Below are 20,752 nucleotides of genomic sequence, written 5' to 3'. Positions count from 1 at the left end.
GCCGGTCTGTGCGGGGTGCCCTTCCTTCCTGGGGGGCACCCCGCTCCTTTTGTTCGGGCTCGGTGCGTTGTCGGGTGACCCGTCGTGGGGGCTTGTCGCGCAGTTCCCCGCGCCCCTCACGGGGCGCCTACCTCGGGGGGAGCTTTGGGCGGGATCTGTTCGGTACGTCTGCCAGGGTCGGGGGAGTTGCCGGTGGGTTGTCCTTGAGCAGGTCCAGGGCGAGTCGGACCGCGTCGTCGAGCTGCGCGTGGCGGCCCTCCGCCCAGTCGAGGGGGGTGCGCTCGACCTCCAGGTCGGGGGCGACGCCGTGGTTCTCCACGGACCAGCCGTAGGCGTCGAACCAGGCCGCGTTCATCGGGACGGTGATCACGGTGCCGTCGCCGAGCCGGTGCCGGCCGGTCATGCCGACGACCCCGCCCCAGGTGCGCTGGCCGACGACCGGGCCGAGCCGCATGAGCTTGAAGGCCGCGGTGATCATGTCGCCGTCGGAGGAGGTCGCCTCGTCCGCGAGGGCCACCACCGGGCCCCGGGGCGCGTTGGAGGTGTACGACACCGGTTGCGCGTCCCGGGTCAGGTCCCAGCCCAGGATCTTCCGGGAGAGCTTCTCGATGACGAGTTCGCTGATGTGGCCGCCCGCGTTCCCGCGCACGTCGACGATCAGCGCGGGCCGGGACACCTCCAGGCGCAGGTCCCGGTTGAACTGGGCCCAGCCGGAGCCGCCCATGTCGGGGATGTGCAGGTAGCCGCACCTGCCGCCGCTCAGCTCCCGGACGACCGCCCGGCGTTTGGCGACCCAGTCCTGGTAGCGCAGGGGCCGTTCGTCGACGAGCGGGACGACCGCGACCCGCCGGGGTCGTCCTGTCCCGCCGCCGGGGCTCCCGGCCGGGGTGAAGGTCAGTTCCACCGTCGTCCCGCCGGAGCCCGCGAGCAGCGGGTACGGTCCCGTCACCGGGTCGACGGGGCGGCCGTCCACGTGGGTGAGCACGGCGCCCTCGCGGATGCCCGTGCCGGCCAGCGGTGAGCGCGCCTTGGAGTCGGACGAGTCGCCGGGCAGGATGCGCTTGACCGCCCAGCCGCCGTCCCGGCGCACGAGGTTGGCGCCGAGCAGGCCCTGCCAGCGCTGGTAGTGGGGCGGGCCCTCGTTGCGGCGGGCGGCGGTGACGTAGGCGTGCGAGGTGCCCAGCTCGCCCAGGACCTCGCGCAGCAGGTCGGCGAACTCGTCGGGGGAGGCGACCCGTTCGACCAGTGGCCGGTACTGGTCGAGCACGGCGTCCCAGTCGATGCCGCACATGCCGGGGTCCCAGAAGTAGGCACGGATGATCCGGCCGGCCTCTTCGTACGCCTGGCGCCACTCGGCGGGCGGGTCGACCTCGTGCAGGATGCGGCGCAGGTCGATCCACACGGTGGTGTCGGAGTCGCCGGACTCGGTCGACGGCACGGCCCGCAGGTCGCCCTCGTCGACCACCACCAGGCGGGTGCCGTCCCCGCTCACCGCGAACCAGTCGAGGTGGTCGACGAGTTCGGCCTTCTTCGCCTTGGCGATGTTGAAGTACTCCAGCGTCGGCCGTCCGCTGATGTCGGCCGGGTTGGCGAAGGTCTCGCCGAGCGCGCCGGAGATGGGCCAGCGCAGCCAGACCAGGCCGCCGCCGGCCACCGGGTGGAGCGCCGAGTACTTGGAGGCGACCACCGGGAACGGGGTCACCCGGCTCTCCAGGCCCTCCGCCTCCACCGTCACCGTGCCGTCGCCGGTCTCCTCGTCCTCGACGGGGTCGAGCCCACCCGCGGCCGGCCGTCCCTCGGGGTTCAGGGCGAACGGGGAGGGCGTCGCGGAGGACAGCGGGACCAGGTAGGGGCGGCAGCCCAGCGGAAAGGACAGGTCGCCGGTGTGCACGTCGTACACCGGGTCGAAGCCGCGCCAGGACAGGAAGGCGAGGTAGCGGCCGTCGCGGGTGAAGACGGGATTCTCGTCCTCGAAGCGGCCGTTGGTGACGTCCACGACGAACCGGTCCTTGATGCGGGCCAGCTTGATCTGGCGCAGCGAGCGCCCGATGCCCGGGTGGGACCAGGTGAGCCAGGCCCCGTCCGGGGAGAACGCCAGGTCCCGGACGGGGCCGTTCACGGACCGGATCAGCTCGGTGACCCCCCTGGCCCCGGTGACCCCGGTGACCCCGGTGACCCCGCTGGCACCCGTGCCCTCGGCGGCTTCCGGGGCGCTCGTCCCCGTCTCCCCGGCTGCTTCCGTGGCGGAGCCCGTCTCCCCGGCGGCTTCCCGCGCGGAGCCCGTCTCCGCCTCCCCGGTACCACCGCCCGCGGAGCCCGTCTCCGCCTCCCCGGCATCTCCGTCCGCGGGGCCCGTCCCCGTCTCATCGGCGGCTTCCGCCGCCTCCGGGCCCGCTTCCCCGTCGGCCGATGTCTCCTCCCCGCCTTCCACCGCCGCGGCCTCCGCCGCCTCCGCCGCCTCCTTCTCCCCGGTCAGGTCGAGCAGCAGGAGCCGTCCGTCGTGGGAGGCGATCGCCATCCGTTCGCCGAGCGGGTCGGACACCATCTCCAGGACCCGGCCCAGTTCGCCGGAGGCCAGCCGGTGCGGTGGGCGGTCGCCGCTGGCGCGGGGCAGCTGGGCGATCTCGACGGCGTCCGCGCCGTCGGCGTCCGTCACGTAGGCGACCTGGCCGGTGGAGCCGAGCATCTCCGGCAGCCGGGTCCGTACCCCGGGCGTGTCCGTGATGGTGCGGGCCGGTCCGTCCCGGTGGGTGAGCCAGTGCAGGCTGCCGCGCACGACGACGGCGCTGGCGCGTCCGGTCTCGTCCACGGAGATGCCGTCCACGTGCTGGGCGGCCGGCACCTGGTACCTGCGGCGCCCCGGGCACGGGCCGCTCAGCCGGACGTCGAGCCGGCGCGGCCGCGCGCCCGGGGCGAAGTCCTCCACCAGCCACAGGTCGCCGGCGCACTGGTAGACGACGCGGGTGCCGTCACTGGCGGCGGCGCGGGCGTAGAAGGCGTCGTGGTCGGTGTGCCGGCGCAGGTCGGAGCCGTCGTAGGCGCAGGAGTAGAGGTTGCCGACGCCCTCGTGGTCGGAGAGGAAGGCGATGCGCCCGGCGACGAACATGGGCGCCTCCAGATGGCCGCCGATGTCCTCGAGGAGCCGCTCGCCGTGCAGCCACAGCCGGCCCATGGCGCCGCCCCGGTACCGCTTCCAGGAGGCCGGTTCGTGCGGTGGGGTGCCGGTGAGCAGCAGGGTCTTGTGCACGCCGTCGAGGTCGGCGACCTGGAGGTCGGAGACCGGGCCCCAGGGCAGTTTGCGGCCGGGGTCGCCGTCGGTGGTCACCTTGTAGGCCCAGGTGAAGTAGGAGAAGGGCTCGCCGTGCGAGGCGACGGCGAGGATGTCGCTGCGGCCGTCCTCGTCCGGGGGTGTCCAGCCGCGCACCTGGGTGTCGGTGCTGCCCCAGTAGGTCAGCTGCCGCGTGGGCCCGCCGTCGACGCCGACGACGTGGATCTCGGGCACCAGGCTGCGCCAGGTCGTGTACGCGATCCGGCGGCCGTCGGGCGAGAAACGGGGGTGACCGGTCTTGGTGCGGTCGACGGTGAGCCGCCAGGCGCGGCCGGGCGCGTCGAGGGGGGCCAGCCAGAGGTCGTCCTCGGCCACGAAGCACAGCAGGTCGCCGCTGAGGTGGGGCAGGCGCAGATAGCTCACCCTCCCCATGCTTTTCCGGGGGAGAGGGGCCAGCAACTTATGCGGAACCGACAGCCGTGAGCCAGGACACGTACGAAACGGTTTCGTTTCGCTTGCTCTCAGGGTATCTTCATGGATGTACGACGAAGGAAGGCTCCGGAGCGGGAAGGTGACTGGCATGACCGAGGCTGCCGCGACGACGCGACGCAGTCGGATCACGCCCGAGCGCGAGGCCGAGCTGTACGAGGCCGTGCTCGACCTGCTCCGGGAAGTCGGCTACGACGCCCTCACCATGGACGCCGTGGCGGCCCGCACCCGGTCCAGCAAGGCCACCCTCTACCGCCAGTGGGGCGGGAAGGCCGAGCTGGTCGCCAAGGCGGTGCGGCACGGCAAGCCGGGCGCGTTCGCCGACGACATCGACACCGGGTCGCTCAAGGGCGACCTGCACGCGCTCACACTGCGCGCGGACGACTGCGAGATGGAGCAGAACTCCGCGCTGATGCGGGGCCTGGCCATGGCGACCCACTCCAACCCGGACCTCCTGCGGGCGTTCCGGGACCACCTGATCGAGCCGGAGCTGGCGGAGTTCCGCCGGGTCCTGCAGCGGGCGATCGACCGGGGTGAGGTCCGCGCGGACAATCCCGCCATCCAGTACGTGATGCACATGATGATCGGTGGCTTCGCCGCCCGCACGCTGATCGACGAGCAGCCCCCCACCCAGGATTTCCTCCTGTCGTACATCGACGCCGTGGTCCTCCCCGCCCTCGGCGCGCCCACCGGCTGAAGCCCGGTCGAGCTCAGCTGAAACCCAGCTGAAGCACAGCCGAGCCCAGCCGGAACCGATCCCCAGCAAGCCCACCACCTGACGTCACCCGCTCACGTCGTCGGGCTGATCTCCCCTGCCCTGATGAACCCCACGACCTGACCGGGAGTACGCCTCCATGGCCACGTTCCTCTACAAGATCGGCCGTCTCGCCTTCCGGCGACGGCACTTCGTCGCCCTCATATGGGTGGCGCTGCTGACCCTCGCCGGAGTGGGCGCCGCCTCGGCGCCGGCCGCCGGCAACTCGTCCTTCTCCATCCCCGGCACCGAGGCCCAGAAGGCCTTCGACCTGCTGGAACAGCGCTTCCCCGGCATGAGCGCCGACGGCGCCACCGCACGCGTCGTCTTCAAGGCGCCGAGCGGCGAGAAGATGACGGGCAAGGCCAACAAGGCCACCGTCCGCGCGACGGTCAAGGAGCTGCGCTCCGGCTCCGAGGTCACCTCCGTCGCCGACCCGTACACCGCGCACGCCGTCAGCAGGGACGGCACGGTCGCCTACGCTTCGGTGAAGTACAAGGTCTCCGGCATGGAGCTCCAGGACGCCTCCCGGGACGCCCTGAAGGCGGCCGCGAAGGACGCGCGGGACGCCGGGCTCACGGTCGAGGTCGGCGGTGACGCGCTCACCGCGGCCCCCGAGACCGGCTCCAGCGAGATCATCGGCATCGCGGTCGCCGCCGTCGTCCTCGTCATCACCTTCGGCTCGCTGCTCGCGGCCGGGTTCCCGCTGCTCACCGCGCTCATCGGGGTCGGCATCGGGGTCTCCACGATCACCGCGCTCGCCAGCGCCCTGGACCTCGGCACCACCACCTCCACCCTGGCGTCGATGATCGGCCTCGCCGTCGGCATCGACTACGCCCTGTTCATCGTCTCCCGCTACCGCTCCGAACTGGCCGAGGGCCGCGAGCGCGAGGAGGCGGCCGGCCGGGCCGTCGGCACCGCGGGCTCGGCGGTGGTCTTCGCGGGCCTGACCGTCCTGATCGCCCTGGTCGGCCTGTCCGTGGTCAACATCCCGATGCTGACCAAGATGGGCGTGGCGGCCGCGGGCACGGTGGCCATCGCCGTCCTCATCGCCCTCACCCTGATCCCGGCGCTGCTCGGCTACGCGGGCCGCCGGATCAAGCCGACCGGCGAGAAGAGCAGGCTCCTCGGCGGCGGCCGCAAGGCCAAGGCCGGCAACCCCGGCGGCCACGGCAAGCAGCCCCGCCCGAACATGGGCACCCGCTGGGCGAGCTTCGTCGTACGGCGCCCGGTCGCCGTGCTGCTGCTCGGTGTGATCGGCCTCGGCGCCGCGGCCGTCCCGGCCGCCTCCCTCGAACTGGGCCTGCCCGACGACGGCGCGCAGCCCACGTCCACCACCCAGCGCCGCGCCTACGACCTGCTGTCCGAGGGCTTCGGACCGGGCTTCAACGGCCCCCTGATGGTCGTGGTCGACGCCAAGGACAGCGCCCACCCCAAGAAGGCCTTCACCGAGGTCGGCGACGAGATCAAGGGGCTCAAGGACGTCGTCACGGTCACCCCGGCCGTGCCCAACAAGGCGGGCGACACCGCGACGATCACCGTCATCCCGAACTCCAAGCCGTCCTCGACCACCACCGAGGACCTGGTTCACGCCATCCGCGGCAAGGGTGCGGACCTCACCTCGGCGACCGACGCCAAGGTGCTGGTCACCGGCTCGACGGCGATGAACATCGACGTGTCCCAGCGGCTGAACGACGCCCTGCTGCCCTACCTCGCCCTCGTGGTCGGCCTCGCCTTCCTGCTGCTGATCGTGGTCTTCCGCTCGGTCCTCGTCCCGCTGAAGGCGGCCCTCGGCTTCCTGCTCAGCGTGATGGCGGCCCTCGGCGCCGTGGTCGCCGTCTTCCAGTGGGGCTGGCTGTCCGGCCTGATGAACGTCGAGCAGACCGGCCCGGTCATGTCGATGATGCCGATCTTCATGGTCGGCGTGGTCTTCGGTCTCGCCATGGACTACGAGGTGTTCCTCGTGACCCGGATGCGGGAGGCGTACGTCCACGGGGAGAAGCCCAGCCAGGCGGTGGTGACCGGCTTCAGGCACGGCGCACGGGTGGTCACGGCCGCCGCCGTCATCATGATCGCCGTCTTCTCCGGCTTCATCGGCTCCAGCGAGTCGATGATCAAGATGATCGGCTTCGGCCTGGCCGTCGCCGTCTTCTTCGACGCGTTCGTCGTCCGCATGGCCATCGTCCCGGCGGTGCTCGCCCTGCTCGGCAGGCGGGCCTGGTGGCTGCCCAGGTGGCTGGACCGGGCGCTGCCCAACGTCGACGTCGAGGGCGAGGGCCTGCGCACCGCCGAGGACCGGCGCACCGACCCCGACGGGGAGCGTGAGCTGGTGCGCGCCTGACCCGGCGCGCGCGACCGGCGCCACGAGGGCGCCCGGGACGGCGCGCGCGACGAGGACCAGCCGGTGAGGGATTCCGTGGGGACGGGGCTGCCCTCACCGGCTGCTTCATGCCCTCGTCGCCGGTGAATCCGTTCGCCCGCACGGCGGGGCCACCGCTAGCGTGCCCCGCATGACGACAGCCGCCACTGACGAAGAACCCGGAGCCCACCCCCGCTTCGCCGAGGCCCTGCGCGGGCTCGGTCTGCAGGACGTGCTCGCCCGGACCCGGCGCTTCCCCGAGGGCACCCGCACCGCCGCCGAAGCGGCGGCCGCCGTCGGCTGCGAACTGAGCCAGATCTGCAAGTCGCTGATCTTCGCGGCGGACGGTGTGCCGGTGCTCGTGCTGATGGACGGCGCCTCCCGCGTCGACGTGGAGCGGGTCCGCGAGGAACTGGCCGCCGGGGAGGTCACCCGCGCCGACGCCGGGCTCGTGCGCGAGACCACCGGGTACGCCATCGGCGGGGTACCGCCCTTCGGGCACCGCACCCGCACCCGCGTCCTCGCCGACCGCTCGCTGCTCGCGCACGACGTGGTGTGGGCGGCCGCCGGGACACCGCACGCGGTGTTCCCCATCGAACCGGAGGCGCTGGTGGCCCACGCCGGTGCCGCACTCGTGGACGTGCGCGAGCGGACCGCGTGACACCCCTGGTCAAGGAGCCCTTCGGCGCTCCCCGGATCGCGGCGGCGGGCCTGCTGGTCGTGGGCATCGGGCTGATGCTGCACGCTGGGTAGGCGCCGCGCGCGACCCCGGGCGGCGGGGGTCCCGAGGGGACTTCGGGGGCACCCGGGGGACTCGGAGGACAGGAACCTCAGGGACAGGAGCCGTCATGACCGACAAGCCGACCGTCAGTGTCCTGGGTACGGGCATCATGGGTGCCGCCATGGCCCGCAACCTCGCCCGCGCCGGACTCGAGGTACGGGCCTGGAACCGCACCCGGGAGAAGGCCGAGCCGCTGGCCGCCGACGGGATCCGGGTCACCGGCACGCCCGCCGAGGCCGTCGAGGGCGCCGACGTCGTGCTGACCATGCTGTACGACGGCGGCGCCGCCCTGGACGTCATGCGCGAGGCCGCCCCGGCGCTGCGGCCGGGCACCGTGTGGGCGCAGTCCACCACCGCCGGCGTCGAACTCGTCGCCGACCTCGCCGGATTCGCCCGCGAGCACGGCCTGGTGTTCTACGACGCGCCGGTCCTGGGCACCCGTCAGCCCGCCGAGGCCGGTGAACTCGTGGTGCTGGCCGCCGGGCCCGAGGAGGGCCGGGAGACGCTCGCGCCCGTCTTCGACGCGGTCGGCACCCGGACCGTGTGGACCGGCGACGACGGGGCCGCGGGCAGCGCCAGCCGGCTGAAGCTGGTCGCCAACAGCTGGGTCCTCGCGGCCACCGCGGCGACCGGCGAGGTGCTGGCCCTGGCCCGGGCCCTCGGCGTCGACCCGCACGACTTCTTCGACCTCATCGAGGGCGGCCCGCTCGACATGGGTTACCTGCGCGCCAAGTCCGCCCTGGTCCTCGACGGGAAGCTGACCCCGGCGTCGTTCGCCGTGTCCACCGCCGAGAAGGACGCCCGGCTCATCGTCCAGGCCGGTGAGCGGGGCGGCGTACGGCTCGACGTGGCCGCCGCGACCGCGGAGCGGCTGGCCCGGGCCGCCGCGCAGGGGCACGCCGACGAGGACATGGTCGCCGCCTACTTCGCCAGCTTCGAGGAGCCGCCGGGCGGCGGCCCGGCCTCCACGTGACGTTCCGGGCGCGCGGGAGCACCCTGGAACCACGGACTTCGTGGAGGTGGTCGACATGATGAACACCGTGGTGGGATGGCACGTCGAGCTGGAGTTCCACGAGGACGACCAGCACACGCGCGCGGTCGCCCTGGTGCGCTTGCCCGACGGCACCGAGGTGCGCGCCCACGGCGCCGCCAGCCGTCACCGCATCGACTCCAACCAGCCGCGGGTCGGCGAGGAGATCGCGGGTGCCCGCGCCCTCAACGAGATCGCCATGCAGTTGCTGACCAAGGCGCACGGGGAGATCGACTCGGTGTCCGGACGGACCTCGCACCCGATCAACGTGTGAGAACCCGGCACCCGGCCGGCCCGGCCGGCCCGGGCGTCCGGCCGTCCGGTCAGCCGGCCTCGCGGCCGAGCGCCGTGCGCACGGCCCGCACCAGGGCCTGCGCCCTCGGGTCCGCCGTCACGCTCGCGCGGAAGCCGTTGGTGACGTAGCCGAAGGCGATCCCGGACTCGGGATCGGCGAACGCGAGGGCGCCGCCCCGGCCCGGGTGGCCGAAGGAGCCGGGGGAGAGCAGCGGCGACGCGCTGCCGTGCAGCATGTAGCCGAGGCCGAACCGGGTGCCCACGACGAGGACCCGGTCCGGCCCGGCGGACCTCTCCGCGCGGGCCAGTTCGGCGGTCCGCGGCGTGAACAGGCGGGTGCCGCCGTCCACCTCGCCGATCAGCGAGGCGTAGAAGCGGGCGAGCCCGTCGGCGGTCGCGATGCCGTTGGAGGCGGGCAGGGCGGCCGCGCGGTAGGCGGGGTCGTTCTCGTCCGGCAGTGGGGTGATCGCGGCGAACGCGCGCCGGGTGAGCGAGCCGGGGTCGGCGTACGCCTCGGCGACCGCGCGCTTGGGGCGGGTCTTCAGCACCCCGGCCGTCTCGGGTGCCGCCAGCGGGCCGACGCGGCCCACGCGGGCCCGCTCGGACTCCGGCAGCCCCAGCCACAGGCCGGCGCCGACGGGAGCGGCGATCTCGCGGGCGATCCATTCGCCGACCGGACGCCCGGTGACCCGGCGGACCAGCTCGCCGGTGAGCCAGCTGTAGGTCTGCGCGTGGTAGCCGTGGTCCGCCCCCGGCTGCCACACCGGCGCCTGGGCGGCGACGGCGGCCGCGCCGAGGTCCGGGTCGGCCGCCTCGGCGGGGGTCAGCGGCCGGTCCAGCACGGGCACGCCGGCGCGGTGCGCGAGCAGGTCCCGGACGAGCGTGCGCTCCTTGCCGGCCGTCTTGTACTCGGGCCAGTACGTGCCGACGGGGGCGTCGAGGTCCAGCTCGCCGCGCTGGTGCAGCAGCAGGAGCGCGGCGGCGGCGACCCCCTTGGTCGCCGAGCGCACCACCTGCGCGGTGCCCCGCTCCCAGGGCTCGGTGCCGTCCACGTCCCGGGCGCCGGCCCACAGGTCGACGACCCGGTGCCCGTCCCGGTACACGGTGACGGCCGCGCCGCGCTCACCGAGCAGTTCGAAGTTGGCCGCGAACGCCTCCCCGACCGGCTCGAAGCCCTCGGCCACCGTGCCGTTCACATCCACATCCACGCCTGATCCCTCCAGTGACCCCGGACCATGAGTGAAACACGGGTGCGCGGCCTTGGATTCCTCGGCGGGTGGTGAGATGTGGCTCAGCCCAGCAGGATCGTCACGTCGATATTGCCGCGGGTGGCGTTGGAGTACGGGCACACCTCGTGCGCCGCGTCCACCAGCCTCTCCGCGATCTCCCGGTCCAGGACCGGCAGCGAGACGCTGAGGGCGACGGCGAGGCCGTAGCCGCGGTGCCGGTTGGGGCCGATGCCCACCTTCGCGGCCACCGTGGAGCCGGTCAGGTCGAAGCCCGCGCGGTTGCCGACGAGGATCAGCGCGTTGTGGAAGCAGGAGCTGTAGCCGGCCGCGAACAGCTGCTCGGGGTTGGTGCCGCTGCCGTCGCCGCCCAGCTCCGGCGGCATCGCGACCTTCAGCTGGATCTCGCCGTCCTGGCTGGTGACGTAGCCGTTCCGGCCCCCGTGGGCGGTGGCCTCGGCGACGTACATGATCTTGGTCGGACGGGTGTCGACGGCGGTGTCCGCGGTGGCGTCGGTCATGGTCGGCCTCCCCCAGGAAAAGTGGCGCGCAAGTACATCGCGCACAAGGTACCGGCCGGTATGTCGGTAGGTGCGGGCGGGGGGTGGCAACCGCCGGTAACCCCGGCACACCGGGCCGGCGACGGAAAACCCGGGATCAGCGCCGGCCGGCCGCGGGTGGCCCGGTGCTAGCGCCGGTCGGCCGCCGCGTCGGCGCGCTCGGTGAGCTTCCACAGCTCCGCGCGCAGCAGCTCCACCTCCCGGCCGCCGAGCCCCGTCGCCGCGAGCAGCGCGCCGGGTACGCGCGCCGCGCGCTCCCTGAGCTGCTCCCCGCGCCCGGTGCACGCGACCAGGACCGAGCGCTCGTCGTCCGCCGCCCGCTCCCGGCGCACCAGGCCCGCCCCCTCCAGCCGCTTCAGCAGCGGTGAGACGGTGCCGTAGTCCAGCCGCAGGGCGCCCGCCAGTTCCTTCACGCTGGTCTCCCCGTGCTCCCACAGCACCAGCAGCACGAGGTACTGCGGATAGGTGAGCCCCAGGTCGTCCAGGAGCGGGCGGTACGCGGCGGTCACGGCGCGCTGGGCCGCGTACAGCGCGAAGCAGAGCTGGTCGTCGAGCAGCAGCGACCCGGCGGCGCCGTCGTCGTCTCGGTGGTCTTGACGCGTCACGCGCCCATTGTCACGGACTTCGGGTCGAAGCCGAACGGCAGCTCCAGGCGGTGGGCCCGCATCAGGGTGTCGTCGCCGAGCAGCGTGCCGGTCGGGCCGTCCGCCGCGATCACGCCGTCGCTGAGGACGAGCGAGCGCGGGCACAGCTCCAGGGCGTACGGCAGGTCGTGCGTGACCATGAGGACCGTCACGTCCAGCGAGCGCAGGATGTCGGCGAGTTCGCGCCGGGAGGCCGGGTCCAGGTTGGAGGAGGGCTCGTCCAGGACCAGGATCTCCGGTTCCATGGCGAGCACGGTCGCCACCGCGACCCGGCGCCGCTGGCCGAACGAGAGGTGGTGCGGCGGCCGGTCGGCGAACTCCCGCATCCCGACCCGCTCCAGGGCCGTGCTCACCCGCTCCTCCAGCGCCGCGCCCCTGATCCCGGCCGCCGCGGGCCCGAACGCGACGTCCTCGCGCACGGTCGGCATGAACAACTGGTCGTCGGGATCCTGGAAGACGATGCCGACCTTCTGCCGGATCTCGGCCATGTGCCGCCGGCCGACCGGCAGTCCGGCCACGGTGACCGTGCCGGTGCCGCCGCCCAGGATGCCGTTCAGGTGCAGCACGAGGGTGGTCTTGCCCGCGCCGTTCGGGCCGAGGAGGGCGACCCGTTCGCCGCGCGCGATGGAGAAGTCCACGCCGAACAGGGCCTGGTGGCCGTCGGGGTAGGCGAACGCGAGGCCGGAGACCTCCAGGGAAGCAGTACTCACAGGACCCATCCCAGCAGACAGACGACAAGGGCGGCACAGGGGAGGGCGAGGGCGTGGCGCCACTGGGCCCGGGACGCGGTCACCTCGTCGATGACCGGCATCGAACCGGCGTACCCGCGGCTCACCATGGCCAGGTGCACCCGCTCGCCGCGCTCGTAGGACCGGATGAACAGGGCGCCGGCGGACTTGGCGAGCACCCCCCAGTGCCGCACCCCCCGCGCCTCGAAGCCGCGTGACTCACGGGCGATCCGCATCCGGCGCATCTCGTCGGTGATGACGTCCCCGTAGCGGATCATGAACGAGGCGATCTGCACGAGCAGCGACGGCAGCCTCAGCCGCTGGAGCCCGAGCAGCAGTTCGCGCAGCTCGGTGGTGGCGGCCAGGAGCACGGAGGCGGCGACGCCGAGGGTGCCCTTGGCGAGCACGTTCCAGGCACCCCACAGCCCGTTGACACTCAGCGACAGGCCCAGCACGTGCACCCGCTCGCCCTCCGCCACGAACGGCATGAGCACCGCGAACGCGACGAACGGCACCTCGATCAGCAGCCGCTTGAGCAGGAAGGCGGCGGGCACGCGGGCCCGGTGGGCGACGTACCCGAGCAGGCCCGCGTACAGCGCGAACGCCCACATGGCCTCGCGCGGGGTCGACACGACGACCACCACGAAGGCGAAGGCGGCGGCCAGTTTGGTGTGCGGCGGCAGGGCGTGCACGGGCGAGTGCCCGTGCCGGTAGAGCCGGTGCGCGTGTCCTGCGCCCATGTCAGACGCCCGAGTTCACGGGCGAGACGTCCCGGACGTCCTCGGTGCGCCGCCTGCGCACCGTCCAGAACACCGCGCTGCCCGCGACGACCGTCACGCCGACGCCGATCACACCCGCGAGGCCCCCGGACAGGCGCGCGTCGGCGACGTCCTTGACGCCGTAGCCGGCCAGCGGGGAGCCGTCCGACGCGTGCTTCCCGGCCTTCTTGTCGATGCCCTGGTCGTGCGCGACCTTCTCCAGGCCGTCGGGGCTGGCCGAGGCGTAGAAGCTGACGAACCCGGCGAGCACCAGCGAGGCGGCCAGACCGGTGAGCCACAGCCCGCGCCGGGAGGTGCGGGCCGCGACGGGGGCCGCCGCGGGCGCGTCCACCAGCTCGCCGTTCACCCGCAGCCTGAGGCGCTGCCGCAGCCCGCGCGCGCCGTGCACCAGGTCGGGGCGGACGGCGACGACGGCGCTCACCGTCAGGGCGGTGATCACGGCCTCGCCGACACCGATCAGCACATGGACGCCGATCATGGCGGTCGCGACCTTGCCGATGGCGACGTCGGTGGTGCCGCCGACCGCGTACATGAGCGTGAAGGCGACGGCCGCGGCCGGCACGGAGACCAGCGCGGCGACGAAGGAGGCGACGGTGACCGAGCGCCGTCTGCGGGGCAGCACCGCGAGCAGCGCGCGGAAGACGGCGTACGACACCACGGTCGTGACCAGCGCCATGTCGGTGATGTTCACGCCGAGCGCGGTCAGCCCGCCGTCGGCGAACAGCACGCCCTGCATGAGCAGCACGACCGACACGCAGAGCACGCCGGTGCAGGGGCCGACCAGGATGGCGGCGAGCGCGCCGCCCAGCAGATGGCCGCTGGTCCCGGCGGCCACGGGGAAGTTCAGCATCTGCACGGCGAAGATGAACGCCGCGACGAGACCGGCCAGCGGGGCGGTCCGCTCGTCGAGTTCGCGGCGGGCGCCGCGCAGGCTCACCGCGAGGGCGCCTGCGGCGACCACTCCGGTGACGGCGGAGGTGGGGGCGTCGATGAATCCGTCGGGTACGTGCACCGTACGATTTTAGGGGCTTGTTGCGAACGAATTGCAAGAGAGAGTCGGTCTCGGTGCCGGTCGCGGTCCGTGACCCCGCGCTCGCCAGGGCACACACGGGAATATGTGCGACATTGGAGGGGAAGCGGATGCATAGCTTTCACTTCTGTCACTGAGTGTGAGAGGGCGGTCCGATGTCTGTGGTCGAACAGTACGCGCGCGCCCATATCGTCACGGACGAAGAGGATCCCGGAGCGGTGCCCGTCGTGCTGCGCTGGGACCCCGACACGGACCCCCGGCTCGTCCGGGTCGGCCTTCCCGGGCCGCACGAGTGGGCGTTCTCCCGCGCACTGCTCGAAAAGGGCCTGAGGGCGCCCGCCGCCAGCGGCGACGTCCGGGTCTGGCCCTGCGGACGCGTCCAGGCCGTGGTCGAGTTCCACTCCTCGCACGGGGTGGAAGTGGTGCAGTTCGAGTCGAAGACGCTGGTCAGATTCCTGCGCCGGACCTACACGGCAGAGCCCGTACGAGGCTGACGCGTCCGGTCAGCCGCCGAGCTTCAGCAGGGCCGCCACGATCGGACCGGCCGTGTCGCCGCCGTGGCCGCCCGCCTCGACCACGCCGGCCGCGGCGAGATCGCCCCGGTACGCGGTGAGCCAGCCGTTCGGCTTCTTCTGGCTGTCGACCTCGGCGGAGCCCGTCTTGGCGCCGTAGTCCGGGCCCAGTCCCGCCATCGCCTTGGCCGCCGTGCCGTACGCCGCCGTGTACTGCATGACCTCCTTCACCTGGGACTGCGTCTTCGACGACATCCTGCGCGCGGCCTTCGCCACCGAGCGGTGGTCCACCGAGGGCGCCACCAGGTACGGCTGGCGGAAGACGCCGGACTCCACCGTCGCCGACACCGAGGCCATGTTCAGCGGGTTCATCCGGACCCCGCCCTGCCCGATCAGCGAGGCGCCCATCTGCGCGCCGCTCTGCACCGGCACGGAGCCGTCGAACGTGGGGACGCCGATCGCCCAGTTGTCCAGCCCCAGGCCGTAGACCTGCTGGGCCTCCTTCGTCAGGTCGCTGTCCGACAGCTTCGGCGCGAAGTTGATGAAGGCGTTGTTGCAGGAGGCCCCGAAACTCAGCTTGAACGAGCCCTTCTTGATCTCCGAGTCGGCGTCGTTGTGGAACGTCCAGCCCGCCAGCTTGTACGTCTTGGGGCAGGGGTGCGAGGCGCCGGGGGTGACGAGCTTCTTCTCGAACAGCATCGTCGACGTGATGATCTTCATGGTGGAGCCGGGGGCCAGCGAGCCCTGGAAGGCCGTGTTGAAGCCGTGCCCGCTGTTGGCGACCGCGAGGATCTCGCCCGTCGAGGGCCGCATGACGACCACCGAGGCCCGCGACCGCTTGCCGACCTGCCGCTCGGCGGCGGCCTGGAGGGTCGGGCTCAGCGTGGTCCGCACCGTGCCCGGCGTGCCCTGGCTCAGCTCCACGAGCGTCTTGTCGGACAGCTTGGCCGTCTGCGACGCCTTGCCGCGCACCACGCGCAGCTCGACGCCCGCCTTGCCGCCCGCCGTCTTGCCGAACTTCTCGCGCAGACCGTCCAGCACGGTGCCCAGCGACGGATAGGCGGCCGTGGTCAGCTCGGCGCCCTCGCGGTCCAGCGCCTTGATCGGCGGGGTGCCGGACGCACCGGTGACGAGCGTGTCGCCGTCCTTGAGGTCCGGGTGGACCACGGAGGCGTGCCAGTCGACCAGCGGCTTGCCGTCGCTCGCCCGCCGGACCACGGTCAGCGCGCTGCCGTAGGCGAGCGGCTTGCTCAGGTCCCGGTACGACACCGTCGCCTTGACGGAGAACGGCACCTTGGCGCCGGTCGCGGTGCCGGCGGTGAGCGTGACGTCCTTCAGGTGGGCGTCCTTGGTGTAGCCGGTGAGCAGGGAGGTGGCGGCGGACGGGTCGTCGGTGGCGGCCGCGGCCTCGGACACCCTGCCCTTCTGCCAGGCGGTGAGGAAGCGCGTGGTCACCGTGTGGACCTCGGCCGCGGTCGGCGGACCGGTCTTCACGGTCTTGTGGCCGGAGGCACGGTCGTCGGCCGCGGCACCGCCGCCGTAGAGCGCGTAGGCACCGAGGCCGGCGCCGCCGACGACCACGGCGATCATCCCGCCGAGCACGGCGGGTCCGGTCTTCCGTCGCTCGGCGACGCGCCTTCTCTTGCCCACAGCCTCAGTTCCTCCGCGCCTTCCCCAGGGTCCCCGCAGCCCTCACACTCCCCAACGATTCCCCCACACTAAGGTCCCCCGCCCAGCGGGAAACCCCGGCCGGCACTCCGTAGCAGGCTTGCGACATTGGGCCGGGCCGGGCCGGGGCCGCCGGCGTGTCCCCGGCTACACCCAGGTGTCCAGCCACATCCGCGACCGCCAGCTGTCGATCGGGATCGCCTGCCCCGTGTACAGGGGCCAGAAGTAGATGAAGTTCCAGGCGATCAGCAGGACCAGGACGCCCGCCGCCGAGGCGCCGATGACGCGGCGGGTGTCGGAGGAGCCCGGTGGGCCGACGATGGCGCCGATCATCATCGCCACCGCCAGGCACAGGAAGGGCAGGAAGACCACCGCGTAGAAGAGGAAGATCGTCCGCTCCTGGTACAGGAACCAGGGGAGGTAACCGGCCGCGATGCCGCAGGCGATGGCGCCGGCCCGCCAGTCGCGGCGGAAGGCCCAGCGCCACAGGACGTACAGGATCGCGAAGCAGGCCGCCCACCACAGCAGGGGTGTGCCGATGGCCAGCACCTCGCGGGCGCACTTCTGGCCGGCGTCGGCCGGGCAGCCGTCGGCGCCGGGCGAGGGGGACTCGTAGAAGTACGACACCGGGCGGCCCAGCAGGATCCAGCTCCACGGGTTGGACTGGTAGGTGTGCGGGGACGACAGGTGCACGTGGAAGTCGTACACCTCGTGCTCGTAGTGCCACAGACTGCGCAGCCAGTCCGGCAGGAAGGTCCAGTGGCCGCCCTTGCCGTCGGTCGCCGCCCAGTTGCGGAAGTAGCCGCCGGTGCCGTCGGCCGGGGAGAGGATCCAGCCGGTCCAGGACGCGAGGTAGACCGCGATCGTCACCGGGACCGTCGCGAGGAACGTGATGCCCGTGTCGTGCTTCAGCGCGGCGACGTAGGGGTGCCGGGCGCCGGCCACCTTGCGCGCGCCGACGTCCCACAGCACCGCCATCACGCAGAACGCGACGAGGATGTACAGGCCGTTCCACTTGGTGCCGAAGGCCAGGCCCAGCATCAGCCCGGCGCCCCAGCGCCAGGGCCGCCATCCGAACCGGAACGTGTCGGCCACCCGCTCGTCCGGGCGGACCACGCCGTCCGGCCCGGCGGGCAGCGCCTCGGCCAGTCTGCGCCGGGAGCGGTCCCGGTCGACGACCAGACAGCCGAACGCGGCCACCACGAAGAACATCAGGACGCCGTCGAGCAGCGCGGTCCGGCTCATCACGAAGTGCAGGCCGTCCACCGCCATCAGCGCGCCCGCCAGGCAGCCGAGGAACGTGGAGCGGAACATGCGGCGGCCGATCCGGCACAGCAGCAGCACGGACAGGGTGCCGAGCAGCGCCGTCATGAACCGCCAGCCGAACGGGTCGAACCCGAACATCAGCTCGCCCAGGCCGATGACGTACTTGCCCACCGGCGGGTGCACGACGTACGCGGCGTCCGCGGGGATCGTGAGGTGGCCGTGCGACTGCAGCACGAGGTCGTTGGCGTTCTTGTCCCAGTTGACCTCGAACCCGCGGTGGACGAGCGCCCAGGCGTCCTTGGCGTAGTACGTCTCGTCGAATATCACCGCCCGGGGGCTGCCCAGGTTCCAGAACCGCATCACGCCCGCCATCAGGGTGACCAGCAGCGGACCGGCCCAGCCCGACCAGCGCGTGATCCGGTCCGCGAGCACCGGCGGCGCCCCCAGGGCCTGCCACAGGCGCGGGCTCGGCGCCGTGTACGGCGGCACCAGCCGGTCCCGTACGTCGCCGGCGGGCGCGTCCGTGGCGGGCGTGTAGCCGAAGCGGCGCAGCCGCTGCTGCCACGGCGTCCGCCGGTCGTGCGGTGCCTGGCCCTGCCGGAGGTCCGTGGAGGACGCGGTACTGGTCACCGCGCCATCGTAGGGAACCGATCTGTGTGAGTCCCGTGCATGGCGGTACCGGTCGGGACACGGCCGCATTCCGCCCGGCCCGCGAGCGCCTGCGAGGATGGGGACGTGACTGGAACCCTTGTCCTGGCAGGTACTCCCATCGGCGACATCGCGGACGCGCCGCCCCGGCTGGCCGAGGAGCTGGCGGGAGCCGACGTCGTCGCCGCCGAGGACACGCGGCGGCTGCGCCGGCTCACCCAGGCGCTCGGCGTGTCCCCCAAGGGCCGCGTCGTGTCCTACTTCGAGGGCAACGAGGCCGCCCGCACCCCCGAACTCGTCGAGGAGCTGCTCGGCGGCGCGCGCGTGCTGCTGGTGACCGACGCGGGCATGCCGTCGGTCTCCGACCCCGGCTACCGGCTGGTCGCCGCCGCCGTGGAGAAGGACGTCCGGGTCACCGCCGTCCCCGGGCCGTCCGCCGTGCTCACCGCACTGGCGCTGTCCGGGCTGCCCGTCGACCGGTTCTGCTTCGAGGGCTTCCTGCCGCGCAAGGCCGGCGAACGGCTGTCCCGGCTGCGGGAGGTCGCCGCCGAGCGGCGCACGCTCGTCTACTTCGAGGCCCCGCACCGGCTCGACGACACCCTCGCCGCCATGGCCGAGGTCTTCGGCGCCGACCGGCGGGCCGCCGTCTGCCGCGAGCTGACCAAGACCTACGAGGAGGTCAGGCGGGGCCCGCTGGACGAGCTGGCGCGGTGGGCCGCCGAGGGCGTGCGCGGGGAGATCACCGTCGTCGTCGAGGGCGCCCCCGAGGCCGGGCCCGAGGAGCTCGACGCCGAGGAACTGGTCCGGCGGGTGCGCGTCCGGGAAGAGGCCGGCGAGCGCCGCAAGGAGGCCATCGCGGCGGTGGCGGCGGCGGCCGGACTGCCCAAGCGGACGGTGTTCGACGCGGTGGTCGCCGCGAAGAAGGAGGGGGCGCTCTGACCGCGCCCGACCCGCGCGCACGCCCTCTGAGCAGGACTCTTCTCGGGTGAGCGTGCGCCCCATGCGCGGGCAAAAGGCGGCCTGCGAAGGCAAAGCCCGGACCCCACGCGGAGGACCGTTTCGGCAAGGAACATCCAAAACGCCTCCAACACTCCACAGGACTGATGCGTTCGCGCCGGCGGAGGCGTCCACTGGTCGAAGGGACGCACCCGTCCCTCGCCCCAGGGTTCCGGGGGGAACCCGCCCCGGGGCGCTTGTCCAGCGGACAAGAGGAGCTGGCATGAGTGAGATCGCAGGGCGGACCGGCCTTCGCGGCACCGCCGCCGCCGTCGTTCACGAGTCGTACGCGTTCGCCTGCATGCGGTGCGGGCACGGGTGGGAACAGTCGTACGCGATAGAGCACCACACGGACCTGCACGGACAGGCGTTCGTGACGTACGTGGCCGACGACCGGGTCGTCCCGTCCCCGTTGAGCCGGCCCGCGTGCCAGAACTGCGACGGACACGTCGTCAGGATCATGCGCGCGGGCCAGGTCTCGTCGGTGCGCGGTGCCGCCGAACGGCAGCACCGGGTGCCGCAGGCGGGGCCGGTCGAGACGCCGCAGGTGCCTGGACAGTCCACCCCGCAGGTGCCGGAGCGGGCCAGGGAACCGCACCACTGGCACCTGTCCGATCTCCTGCACCCTTTCCAGCGCCGCGCGAGCTGAGCGCAGCACCCCGGGCGGGAGCACCCCGCCCGGGCGGGACACCGGCGTTCGAGAGCGTCCCCCTTTCGTAGGATCGGAGCATGCCTTCGAACGCCGGCCGCGCCGCACAAAAGGACGACAAGACTGCGGCTCCGCCGCTCCCGGCACCCCTGCGGGTGCCCGTCGCCGACTCTCACACCCACCTCGACATGCAGTCCGGCAGCGTCGAGGAAGGCCTCGCCAAGGCCGCCTCCGTGGGCGTGACGACGGTCGTCCAGGTCGGCTGCGACCTCGCGGGCTCCCGCTGGGCCGCCGAGACCGCCGCGGCGCACGCCGGCGTCCACGCGACCGTCGCCCTTCACCCCAACGAGGCGCCGCGCATCGTCCACGGCGACCCCGACGGCTGGTCGCGGCAGGGCGCGCGCGAGCCCGGCGGCGACGCGGCGCTCGACGAGGCCCTCGCCGAGATCGACCGGCTGGCCGCGCTGCCCCAGGTCAGGGGCGTCGGCGAGACCGGCCTCGACCACTTCCGCACCGGCCCCGACGGCAAGGCCGCCCAGGAGCGCTCGTTCCGCGCCCACATCGAGATCGCCAAGCGGCACGGCAAGACCCTCGTCATCCACGACCGCGACGCCCACGCCGACGTCCTGCGCGTCCTCAAGGAGGAGGGCGCACCCGAGCGCACCGTCTTCCACTGCTACTCCGGCGACGCCGAGATGGCCGAGATCTGCGCCCGCGAGGGCTACTACATGTCCTTCGCGGGCAACGTCACCTTCAAGAACGCCCAGAACCTCCGGGACGCGCTCGCCGTCGCCCCGCTGGACCTGGTCCTGGTGGAGACCGACGCGCCCTTCCTGACCCCGGCGCCCTACCGCGGACGGCCCAACGCCCCGTACCTGATCCCGGTGACGGTGCGCGCGATGGCCGCCGTACGGGGCATCGACGAGGACGCCCTGGCGACCGCCCTGGGCGCGAACACGGCCCGCGCGTTCGGCTACTGAGGAGGCGGCCGGTCCGCCGAGGGCGCGTCCGGCCCTTGGCCCGCCGAGGGCGCCGGGCGCGCGTTCGGTGGGCAACTGTACGTAGTCGAGC

At 73.1% G+C, this 20,752-nt stretch carries 18 protein-coding genes; 9 read left to right on the top strand and 9 right to left on the bottom strand.

Going from position 1 to position 20,752, the window contains the following annotated elements:
• Positions 1-127: 127 nt before the first annotated feature.
• Positions 128-3,700: a S41 family peptidase gene (locus B446_RS16420; protein WP_043475747.1), complete on the bottom strand. Its 3,573-nt coding sequence runs from the start codon at positions 3,698-3,700 to the stop codon at positions 128-130.
• Positions 3,701-3,848: 148 nt separating this feature from the next.
• Here B446_RS16420 and B446_RS16415 point away from each other — a divergent pair, with 148 nt between their 5' ends.
• The 5 genes from B446_RS16415 (at position 3,849) to B446_RS16395 (ending at position 8,955) form a co-directional block, all read left to right on the top strand.
• Positions 3,849-4,454, top strand: a complete 606-nt coding sequence (locus B446_RS16415; RefSeq protein ID WP_020940570.1) for a TetR/AcrR family transcriptional regulator — start codon at positions 3,849-3,851, stop codon at positions 4,452-4,454.
• A gap of 157 nt (positions 4,455-4,611) precedes the next feature.
• Positions 4,612-6,852 (top strand): MMPL family transporter, encoded by a 2,241-nt coding sequence (locus tag B446_RS16410; protein ID WP_020940569.1) that lies wholly within the window; start codon positions 4,612-4,614, stop codon positions 6,850-6,852.
• A 169-nt stretch (positions 6,853-7,021) separates the two neighbouring features.
• Positions 7,022-7,531, top strand: coding sequence for a YbaK/EbsC family protein (locus tag B446_RS16405; protein ID WP_020940568.1), 510 nt, complete (start codon positions 7,022-7,024; stop codon positions 7,529-7,531).
• 187 nt (positions 7,532-7,718) lie between these two features.
• Positions 7,719-8,624 (top strand): NAD(P)-dependent oxidoreductase, encoded by a 906-nt coding sequence (locus B446_RS16400; protein WP_020940566.1) that lies wholly within the window; start codon positions 7,719-7,721, stop codon positions 8,622-8,624.
• Between the two features lie 55 nt (positions 8,625-8,679).
• Positions 8,680-8,955, top strand: a complete 276-nt coding sequence (locus tag B446_RS16395) for a DUF1876 domain-containing protein (RefSeq protein ID WP_020940565.1) — start codon at positions 8,680-8,682, stop codon at positions 8,953-8,955.
• Between the two features lie 49 nt (positions 8,956-9,004).
• On the opposite strand, the gene B446_RS16390 is transcribed toward B446_RS16395, so the two are convergent.
• From B446_RS16390 to B446_RS16365, 6 genes are all read right to left on the bottom strand, one after another.
• Positions 9,005-10,177: a serine hydrolase domain-containing protein gene (locus B446_RS16390; protein ID WP_043475743.1), complete on the bottom strand. Its 1,173-nt coding sequence runs from the start codon at positions 10,175-10,177 to the stop codon at positions 9,005-9,007.
• A gap of 89 nt (positions 10,178-10,266) precedes the next feature.
• Entirely contained in the window at positions 10,267-10,722 is a 456-nt protein-coding gene (locus tag B446_RS16385; RefSeq protein ID WP_020940563.1) for an organic hydroperoxide resistance protein, read from the bottom strand.
• 167 nt (positions 10,723-10,889) lie between these two features.
• Entirely contained in the window at positions 10,890-11,366 is a 477-nt protein-coding gene (locus B446_RS16380) for a MarR family winged helix-turn-helix transcriptional regulator (RefSeq protein WP_020940562.1), read from the bottom strand.
• A complete protein-coding gene (locus B446_RS16375) occupies positions 11,363-12,124 on the bottom strand; it encodes an energy-coupling factor ABC transporter ATP-binding protein (protein WP_043475741.1) in 762 nt (253 codons plus the stop codon). The genes B446_RS16380 and B446_RS16375 overlap by 4 nt, the downstream gene beginning before the upstream one ends.
• Entirely contained in the window at positions 12,112-12,873 is a 762-nt protein-coding gene (gene cbiQ, locus B446_RS16370) for a cobalt ECF transporter T component CbiQ (RefSeq protein WP_020940560.1), read from the bottom strand. The genes B446_RS16375 and cbiQ overlap by 13 nt, the downstream gene beginning before the upstream one ends.
• A 1-nt stretch (position 12,874) precedes the next feature.
• Positions 12,875-13,924, bottom strand: coding sequence for an energy-coupling factor ABC transporter permease (locus B446_RS16365; protein ID WP_020940559.1), 1,050 nt, complete (start codon positions 13,922-13,924; stop codon positions 12,875-12,877).
• A gap of 173 nt (positions 13,925-14,097) precedes the next feature.
• Between B446_RS16365 and B446_RS16360 the strand changes: the two genes are divergently transcribed.
• On the top strand, positions 14,098-14,436 hold the full coding sequence (locus tag B446_RS16360) for an SsgA family sporulation/cell division regulator (RefSeq protein ID WP_043475739.1): 339 nt from the start codon (positions 14,098-14,100) through the stop codon (positions 14,434-14,436).
• Between the two features lie 9 nt (positions 14,437-14,445).
• Here the strand turns inward: B446_RS16360 and B446_RS16355 are convergent, their stop codons facing one another.
• Together B446_RS16355 and B446_RS16350 are read right to left on the bottom strand one after the other, a co-directional pair.
• The gene (locus B446_RS16355; protein WP_020940557.1) at positions 14,446-16,104 is read right to left on the bottom strand and encodes a penicillin-binding transpeptidase domain-containing protein; all 1,659 of its coding nucleotides are present in this window, start codon (positions 16,102-16,104) and stop codon (positions 14,446-14,448) included.
• 165 nt (positions 16,105-16,269) lie between these two features.
• Positions 16,270-18,018 carry a dolichyl-phosphate-mannose--protein mannosyltransferase gene (locus B446_RS16350; protein ID WP_020940556.1) on the bottom strand — a complete coding sequence of 583 codons (1,749 nt, stop codon included), beginning with the start codon at positions 18,016-18,018 and terminating at the stop codon, positions 16,270-16,272.
• 105 nt (positions 18,019-18,123) lie between these two features.
• Here B446_RS16350 and rsmI point away from each other — a divergent pair, with 105 nt between their 5' ends.
• The 3 genes from rsmI to B446_RS16335 all read left to right on the top strand — a co-directional run bounded on the left by rsmI (position 18,124) and on the right by B446_RS16335 (position 20,661).
• The gene (gene rsmI, locus B446_RS16345; protein ID WP_020940555.1) at positions 18,124-18,975 is read left to right on the top strand and encodes a 16S rRNA (cytidine(1402)-2'-O)-methyltransferase; all 852 of its coding nucleotides are present in this window, start codon (positions 18,124-18,126) and stop codon (positions 18,973-18,975) included.
• A 280-nt stretch (positions 18,976-19,255) separates the two neighbouring features.
• Positions 19,256-19,681 carry a hypothetical protein gene (locus tag B446_RS16340; protein WP_020940554.1) on the top strand — a complete coding sequence of 142 codons (426 nt, stop codon included), beginning with the start codon at positions 19,256-19,258 and terminating at the stop codon, positions 19,679-19,681.
• Positions 19,682-19,761: 80 nt separating this feature from the next.
• Positions 19,762-20,661: a TatD family hydrolase gene (locus B446_RS16335; RefSeq protein ID WP_020940553.1), complete on the top strand. Its 900-nt coding sequence runs from the start codon at positions 19,762-19,764 to the stop codon at positions 20,659-20,661.
• Positions 20,662-20,752 lie beyond the last annotated feature (91 nt).

Source organism: Streptomyces collinus Tu 365 (assembly GCF_000444875.1).
Taxonomy (GTDB): Bacteria; Actinomycetota; Actinomycetes; order Streptomycetales; family Streptomycetaceae; genus Streptomyces; species Streptomyces collinus_A.
The sequence above is the reverse complement of the archived record's forward strand: the minus strand, read 5'-3'. Positions and strand labels throughout refer to the sequence as shown.